Consider the following 7,559-nt stretch of genomic DNA (forward strand, 5'->3'; position numbering starts at 1 on the left):
CCGGCTGTCGTTACATCAGCCAATCGGATTCACAGTAGACCAGATGGGCCAAGGGTTCTGGGTGCAGCGTTAATGCTTGTCCTGATTGAGCCGTCATATATTGTGTCAGGCGTTGACTGTCCTCTTCTTGCCACAGTTTTGGGAGCTGCTGATGAAACTCTTGCAGCACTCTAACCGCCTGGGTGGGCTGACCTATCTCATACCAGGCCCTGGCCAGGTAAGAGGCTTGCAACCGGGTTGTGATCGGTTCGTTTTCCATCGCAATCACTGCAGAGTAGTCATTCCGGGCCAGATGAATGCGCATAATGGAGTAATTCGCATAACCTGCGGTGGTGGGCATGCTAAAGGTTTGGTTTAGCTGTTTGGCATGCTCGAGATAGCTGAGTGCCGTGTCGTACTCTTTCAGGTCGCTATAGGCCCACCCCAAAAAGATCAATGAGCTGGCTTTAAGCAAAGGAGCCGGGTCTTCAGCAATAAACTGTTTTAGCCGAGTAATCGCCTGATGGAGTTTTTGCGGGTCCTGTCCATGGCCTCCGATAGCATTCTGATCCAGGCCTTGGTCCAGCAGGGAAAACGCCTGATAGAAATGACTATAGCTAAGCAGATGATGCGCCCCAAGCTGTTGCGCTAATCTCTCAGCTTCAGAAAAATAACCATAAGCGATTTGCCCTTGATGCAGCTGCATCTGGTAAAAGCCTGCGTAGATCAATGCCTGAGCCAGTTCATAGGGCTGCTGCAACTGACGATACAGGGCTATAGACTGTTCCAGCGCCTGCTGCCTTTGTTCCAAAGGTAGGGAGTAGTTCTGAGCGATAGCGAGTTGAGTTGCAGCAACCATCGGTTGGTTGTGCAACTGCTGATAAAAATTCAGCGCCTTTAATAAACGCTTCTGGTTCTGGCGAAGATCATTTAATGGGCTTTTTTCCAGCCCCTCATTTGTGGGATTGCCCAAATAAAACAGATTCTCCGCCTGGGTTTGCAGCTCACTGTTACTGGCGTTTAACTGATCCGCTTTGGTTAACCATGCCTGATGATTTTGCCACTGCATCTCACGCCAGGCATAGCGGGCTTGCAGCCGATAACTGAGCGCCATTTGAGTACTGCTGTTCGCACTTTCGGCGCTTTTAATGGCCAAATCAATCTTTTGCTCTTCATTTGGGCTATGACGTCGAAAAGCCAGTTCGGCCAGCCAATAATCAATAAAGGCATTAAGACGTAGATCCTGCTCCCGTGCCTGAGTTGGGATCTGTTTTAATCTGTGTTCTGCTTCAGACCAGTGGCCCAGCAGTAGCTGACTTTGTGCCATTCTGACACTGGCCCAATGGTTCTCCGGCTCCACAAGTTGACTGGCCTGGAAATAGCGTAGCGCCTGAAAAGCCCCTTGTGTCTGCAGATATTGAATACCCTCTGCCAGGGCCTGGGAGGCTACGGGATCTGTATTTGTCTCTGGAGCAGAAGCCATTAACGCTTTTTGCGCAGGCTGTAGCAGATAAAGTAGCTGCTGCGCGATGGACGATACCGAAGCGGGCAGCGATGGATAGCGAATACTGCCTTGTTGAGTACGGCCATCAGCATAGATCAGCTGAAAATCCAGCACTTGTTGCTCTTTATGTAAGCGAACACTCGCAAACAGAGCGGCACTAAGCTGCTCTTTGTTCAGTAAAGCCCGTATCTGAACCGGTAGCGCAGGCCAGCTGAGTTCTGAATTCAATAAGAGGTGCTGGCTACTGGCAGGGGGCACCAGAGAGAGGTTGTAACGACGTTGCAGTTCTGTCGCCAGCATGTCAGACAAACCCAGCTCCAGCCAAGCCATACTCTTGTTATCTGTTGAATTGATAAAAGGCAGTACCAGAAGGGAGGGGGCCTCTTCTGCTGTCGTTAAACCTCCGGATCGCCGCTCAGTATTTTTCTCAATTTGTACTGCTGAATTCTCATTGAGAGAAGTGCTGACAAAAGACCCATAGTTAAACCAGAAAGTCGTGCCGAACAGCACAATTAAAACCAGGCTGGCCAGTGTCCATCGAATGGACTTATGGGTTTTATTATTGGGTAGCGCTTGTGCAGTCTGTTCAGATAAGGCCTCTTCCTCTGCACTTTTCCTTACCTCTGTCTCTGCTTTTATCAGCTCTTTTTCAACCTGTTTCTTGCCAAGTGATGACAACGATTGTGCAACTTCCGTTGATATACTCTCCTGAGCAAGATCACTGTCCACATCGGCAACCGGACAGATCCATTGATAACCTCTTTGAGGATAGGTGCGGATAAAGATGGGCTGTTGGGCCTTATCACCTAAAGCTTTGCGCAGCTCCCGAATACTTTGGGTCAGGGCATTTTCCCGATAATCACTGTGCTGCCATAGTGCCGCCAGTAACTCTTCCTTGCTGACAATCTGTGAGCGGTGCTCCAGCAGATAACTCAGCAGACTAGCCACCTTATGTCGCAACGGAATTTCCTGCAATGGGGTTGCAGGGGTTTGCTCTGAAGTCAGGGGATACAGACAACCCTTTTGGCTATCAAACCGGTATTTATCAAATTGGTACAGAGGCATAGGGCGTCATAAATCCTGATGGCTATAGCGCAGAAATACACGGACAAAGATCTTCTAAAACAGCGAAAACCGTTTGTTCAGACTGATTCCAATCAAGGCTGCTACTGCGTCAGTTGTGTTTTATCTGGTCTCTAATTTTACTGAAATTTTACGCTAACCGAGCACAGATTGATAGGTAATAGCCATTGCATTATAAATACATAACCAATTGAAAAATAACAAAAAATAAAAATTTCATCTGGATTTTAGCTCGATTTTATCCCTATTTGATATTTACTCCACTGCCACTGGGTATAACTAAAGCCATCAAGAAACGGCAGACGTCGTTCTGAAAATACCTGGTGTGAATAGCGTTGATCTCTTCATAGCAATATCTGCTTCAGGTGTACTTTTTCTCCTCTGAGGATAGCTATTACGATGGAAACCATGATCCAGTCTGCGCTGATGGCAAATCAGCAATCCTTTCTATTGGTCGGGGTCGTTTTTGCCACTGGACTACTGACCAGTTTAACGCCCTGCGTTTATCCCATGGTACCGATTACCGTTTCAGTAATCGGTAGCCAAGCGAAGAACAAAACACAAAGTGTCAGCTTATCTCTGATCTACGTTCTGGGGCTGGCATTGGTTTACAGCCTGCTGGGTCTTCTGGCCGCCAGTACCGGGCAACTGTTTGGCACTGTGGCCAGCCACCCTGTCACCTTGATTGTTATGGGGAGTTTTTGCCTGTTGATGGCGGCTTGGATGTTAGGGCGCATTAATCTGATGGCAAATATAGCGCTGCCCGAATTTCGTTTTTCCCGCCCCTGGCTAAATGTCTTTATTGCTGGCTGCTTATCTGGCCTGGTGATGGCCCCTTGTACCTCACCAGTATTGGGCATGCTGCTGATGTATGTCGCCTCTGCTGGTGATCGACTATGGGCTGCCCTTCTGATGTTTGTTTTTGCCTTTGGCATGAGTGCATTGCTGATTCTGGCGGGTTCTGTATCCGGTTTTCTGACGCTGATTCCCCGTTCCGGGCGCTGGCTCAACCTGACTAAGTATCTGATGGCAGGCCTGATGCTGCTGGCCGCTTTCTATCTGTTTTATCAAGCAATTTAATGGTGCTATCTATGAAAAAAAGAGTGTTAAACAATCTGCAACAACTGGCTGGAGCCGTTGTTCTGACTACTTTGGCTGCAAATATTCAAGCGGGTAGTCCGGCTGCAGGAGATGTCGGTATTGGTAGTCAGGCCCCGGTATTCAGCGCAAGAACCCTTGAAGGTAAGGTCTTTAATCTGGCGGATTACAAAGGTAATAAACCGGTTTACCTGAAATTCTGGGCCACCTGGTGCAGTTACTGTAAAGCGGAGATGCCTCATCTGAATAGCATTAAAGAGCGTTACGGTGATGATATTCAAGTAGTGACCATTAACGTCGCGATGAATGATTCAGTCGCTAACATCGATCACTTTTTTCAAGGCCAGGGCTATCGCATTCCAACCATCTTCGATACCGGTGGTGAGCTAACCAAACGTTATGGCGTAGTGGGTACTCCCCATCATGTATTAATTGATAAGGAGGGTAGGATCGCTTATCGGACCTTTCTGGCCACTGACCAACTGGATCAGCAGATTAAGGATTGGTCCCAGGCGCGCCGAAGTGAAGCGGCTTCACAACCCAAACGACAAAATCAAATCTCATTTAATACTCAGCCCACAGAGCAGTATTCGAGTGTTCTAGTACAGGGGACCGCTCAATGAAAACAATACATCAATTAACCAAGACAGCTCTGGCAGCGGGTATTGCCTCTATCCTACTCACGGGATGTTATCAGCAGCAGGTGAGTTCGGAGTTTGAAGCAACAGGAGTTGAAGCATCGCTGCAACTTGTTCAGTCTGGAGAGCAGAGCGTGAGCATTCTGGATCAACTGAAGACTTTTGATGACAAAGCTCTGGATATTGATCATGCCAAAGTAACCCATCTGGTGTTTATGAATATCTGGGATAGCTACACGGGAGCAGGGGCAGAGACTCAGGTCGCACAACTACCCGAACATTATCTTCAGCGCAGTCAGCAGATTTGGGTACAGCCGGAGATCAATGTAACCCAGGCTCAGATGGCGGAATTTCAAGATTATTACCCAGATGTAGCCCCCTTAGTTCTGGATCAGGGCTTTCAACTGATGCACGCCTATCAGGTTTGGCAGTCGCCCTACCACATTCTACTGCAGGGCGATAAGACGCTTTTTTCGGGAGACTTTGCCGAATTAAAAAACTACCTGGGTGTAACCGATACAAAACCTGCTAAGAGTGAGCTGGTGGCAGAAGTACTCGCACAGGAACAGGCATCGCTGCAGCCAAGCAAGCATTACCGGAAACTGGCTGCGGGGGATTTAGCGCCCAACTTTAACGGTATAACGTTGCAAGGCAAAGCGTTCTCGCTGGATCAGCAAATGGCTGCAGATAAAGACAAACCCGTAAGTCTGGTTTTTCTGGATTCGCTATGCCCCATGCCACACTTTCCTGGTTGTGAAGATAAACTCAATCGACTTTCCCAAACGATATCCTCTGCCCGGGACCGTCATTGGGTCGGGGTGATGAGTTCTTTCTACGTGGATCAATCCATAGCCAGTCAGTTTGCTGAGCGTTTCAGCCTGACCCTGCCGCTAGTGTTTGATACCGGCAACCAGATTTTTGAGCAATATGGCGTTCACGGAACTCCATATCAAATCGACATCAATCCACAAGGAGTGATTCAATCAAGAGGAGACACCCTACGATAGAATTCATTAATACTCATTATTAGTTTTAACCGCAGCCTTAACAGCACCTTGAACCCCAAATGATCTTTGGATTCAGGGTGCTGTTCTCTTCATTATCTTGCTATCTTGACTATGGTTAGAAAAAAGCTTTCTTTGGAAAATATTGAGTTACTCAAGTCTGTGAATAATAAATCCCCGTGCCCTGACCGTTGCTAATGTGATAGATATACTTAGACCTTGAAACAGAAGTGATTTGGTCAGGGAACATGCTCTCCCTATGACATGCTCCTCTATATGCAACGAGATGCAACATAGAGAGCATTGAAATAATCGTCATACATCCCCGGTTGCAGACCAGAGATCACAAACGATATCGCTTCCAGTAACCTGATAACGATAGGCATAAAATGATTCGCGCAATAACCAAAGCTGACTTTGAACTCTTCTGGGGCACCTTTTTTGAGGTGATTCAAGCTCAGGAGACTTACGCCTTTGAACCGGATATGAGCTTTGAGCAGGGTTATAACTTATGGTGTGAGCTGCCCAGCAAGACCTTTGTGTTTGAACAGGAGGGGGAGATTCTGGGTTCTTACTATATCAAAGCCAACGCTATGGGACCGGGTAATCATATCTGTAATTGTGGTTATATGGTCAGCTCTGCTGCCAGGGGGCAAGGCATCGCCCGTAAGCTATGTGAACACTCGCAGCATGTTGCGAAAGATTTAGGCTTTAAGGGGATGCAGTTTAACTCTGTCGTATCGACCAATGTGGTCGCAGTCGAACTCTGGCAAAAGCAGGGGTTTAAGATTATCGGCACGATTCCTCAGGGTTACAATCATAAGCAGCAGGGCTATGTTGATTGTTACGTGATGTATAAGAGTCTCTGACTGTTCATCACAACCAGACTTGTTAAGCCCATCGGCTGTTATAACTGGAAAATACCCTTTATCAGCTAATGAAAACAGCTCCAATACCACACCCTGATTACTATACTTTCACCGAATGTTTGATCTATGGAAATTGTTAAACTAAACCCCGAATCTCCCGCAGTACAGGCTGTTATCCAGGATATTGATGATCTGATGAATAGCCTTTATCCACCAGAAAGCAATCAGCTACTCTCTATCGATGCCTTAATGTCTGACGATGTTTATTTTATCGGCATTAAAAACAACGATGAGATTATGGCCTGTGGCGCCATCGTGCATAAAAAAGATGCCAGAGAGAGTGGCAAAGAAGGTGAATATGGCGAATTAAAACGTATCTATGTCCAACCGGAGCACAGAGGCAAAGGCCTATCTAAGCCCATAATGCAGGCTCTATTGGATCACGCAGAAAGTCAGCACTGGCCGTTAGTACGTTTAGAAACCGGTGTTAAACAACCGGAAGCAATTGCGCTGTATGAGAAGCTTGGCTTTGTTATCCGGGGCCCTTTTGGCAATTATCCCGATGATCCTGTAAGCATTTTTATGGAAAAGTCGCTAAAGGACTAAACGGCTTTGCTATAAACATCTTTAGAAGATCCAGGGTGCTACCGGCTCATATTAATAAGTGTTTAAATACAATAAAAACAGTGAAGGACACCTTCAGGGATACACCAGAAGGTGCCTTTTCGAGCGGTGCTTTTATAACGAGGGGAGATTCAGTTCTACCAAGCCAGGCAATGAACGCTTATGGCTCTATACCGTGAATCCCTTTCCAGTTACCCGGTTGTACTGCATAAAAAATCTCAGATTTTTACCTTCATACTGCAGCTCAGTGACTTCTGGTAACCAGAGTACATCTCCTTTCTCACCTTCTAATACCCCATCTGGCGTGCGTACGCGAAATACACCTTGCAGCACTGAGGTATTAGAGATACGTATGAAACAGTTGCAAATGATGCAGACCCAGCTTAGCGAATTGAAAACTTCCCTATCTGAAACACTAAAAGAGGAGGGAATATCTGATCCTCAATCACAGCCGATATCTAATCGTATTTGACTGTGTATATGAACAAGAAAGCCCGGAATCACTTCCGGGCTTTTGTGTTTACCGCAGCAAAATCTGATTGATGTTTAGCTTACAGGGAAGCCAGTGCATCGTTCAGAGTTTTACTTGGACGCATAACTGCATCAACTTTAGCCATATCAGGGTGGTAGTAACCGCCCAGATCAGCCGGTTGGCCCTGTGCGTCTGCCAGTTCCTGAATGATTTGAGCTTCATTCTCGGTCAGTGCTTTAGCCAGAGGTGCGAAGCGCGCAGCCAGATCAGTGTTTTCAGTCTGTTCTG

General features: G+C 46.9%; 7 protein-coding genes. 5 read left to right on the plus strand and 2 right to left on the minus strand.

The features are described 5' to 3' along the window. Positions 1 to 10 precede the first annotated feature (10 nt). The gene (locus H579_RS0110475; RefSeq protein ID WP_028300640.1) at positions 11 to 2,548 is read right to left on the minus strand and encodes a winged helix-turn-helix domain-containing protein; all 2,538 of its coding nucleotides are present in this window, start codon (positions 2,546 to 2,548) and stop codon (positions 11 to 13) included. Positions 2,549 to 2,965: 417 nt separating this feature from the next. Between H579_RS0110475 and H579_RS0110480 the strand changes: the two genes are divergently transcribed. The 5 genes from H579_RS0110480 to H579_RS0110500 all read left to right on the plus strand — a co-directional run bounded on the left by H579_RS0110480 (position 2,966) and on the right by H579_RS0110500 (position 6,781). Then, entirely contained in the window at positions 2,966 to 3,646 is a 681-nt protein-coding gene (locus tag H579_RS0110480) for a cytochrome c biogenesis protein CcdA (protein WP_028300641.1), read from the plus strand. A gap of 11 nt (positions 3,647 to 3,657) precedes the next feature. Beyond that, positions 3,658 to 4,287, plus strand: coding sequence for a TlpA family protein disulfide reductase (locus H579_RS27850; protein WP_157834600.1), 630 nt, complete (start codon positions 3,658 to 3,660; stop codon positions 4,285 to 4,287). Then, positions 4,284 to 5,309 (plus strand): peroxiredoxin family protein, encoded by a 1,026-nt coding sequence (locus tag H579_RS0110490; protein WP_028300642.1) that lies wholly within the window; start codon positions 4,284 to 4,286, stop codon positions 5,307 to 5,309. Before H579_RS27850 ends, H579_RS0110490 begins: the two co-directional genes overlap by 4 nt. Positions 5,310 to 5,695: 386 nt before the next feature. Next, the gene (locus tag H579_RS0110495; protein ID WP_028300643.1) at positions 5,696 to 6,175 is read left to right on the plus strand and encodes a GNAT family N-acetyltransferase; all 480 of its coding nucleotides are present in this window, start codon (positions 5,696 to 5,698) and stop codon (positions 6,173 to 6,175) included. 126 nt (positions 6,176 to 6,301) lie between these two features. Further along, complete coding sequence (locus tag H579_RS0110500; RefSeq protein WP_028300644.1) at positions 6,302 to 6,781, plus strand: GNAT family N-acetyltransferase; 480 nt, start codon at positions 6,302 to 6,304, stop codon at positions 6,779 to 6,781. A gap of 569 nt (positions 6,782 to 7,350) precedes the next feature. On the opposite strand, the gene H579_RS0110505 is transcribed toward H579_RS0110500, so the two are convergent. Continuing rightward, on the minus strand, positions 7,351 to 7,559 hold a 209-nt coding region (locus tag H579_RS0110505), incomplete at its 5' end, for an NADP-dependent isocitrate dehydrogenase (protein ID WP_028300645.1).

This window comes from Oceanospirillum beijerinckii DSM 7166, from assembly GCF_000422425.1.
Classification (GTDB): domain Bacteria; phylum Pseudomonadota; class Gammaproteobacteria; order Pseudomonadales; family Halomonadaceae; genus Oceanospirillum; species Oceanospirillum beijerinckii.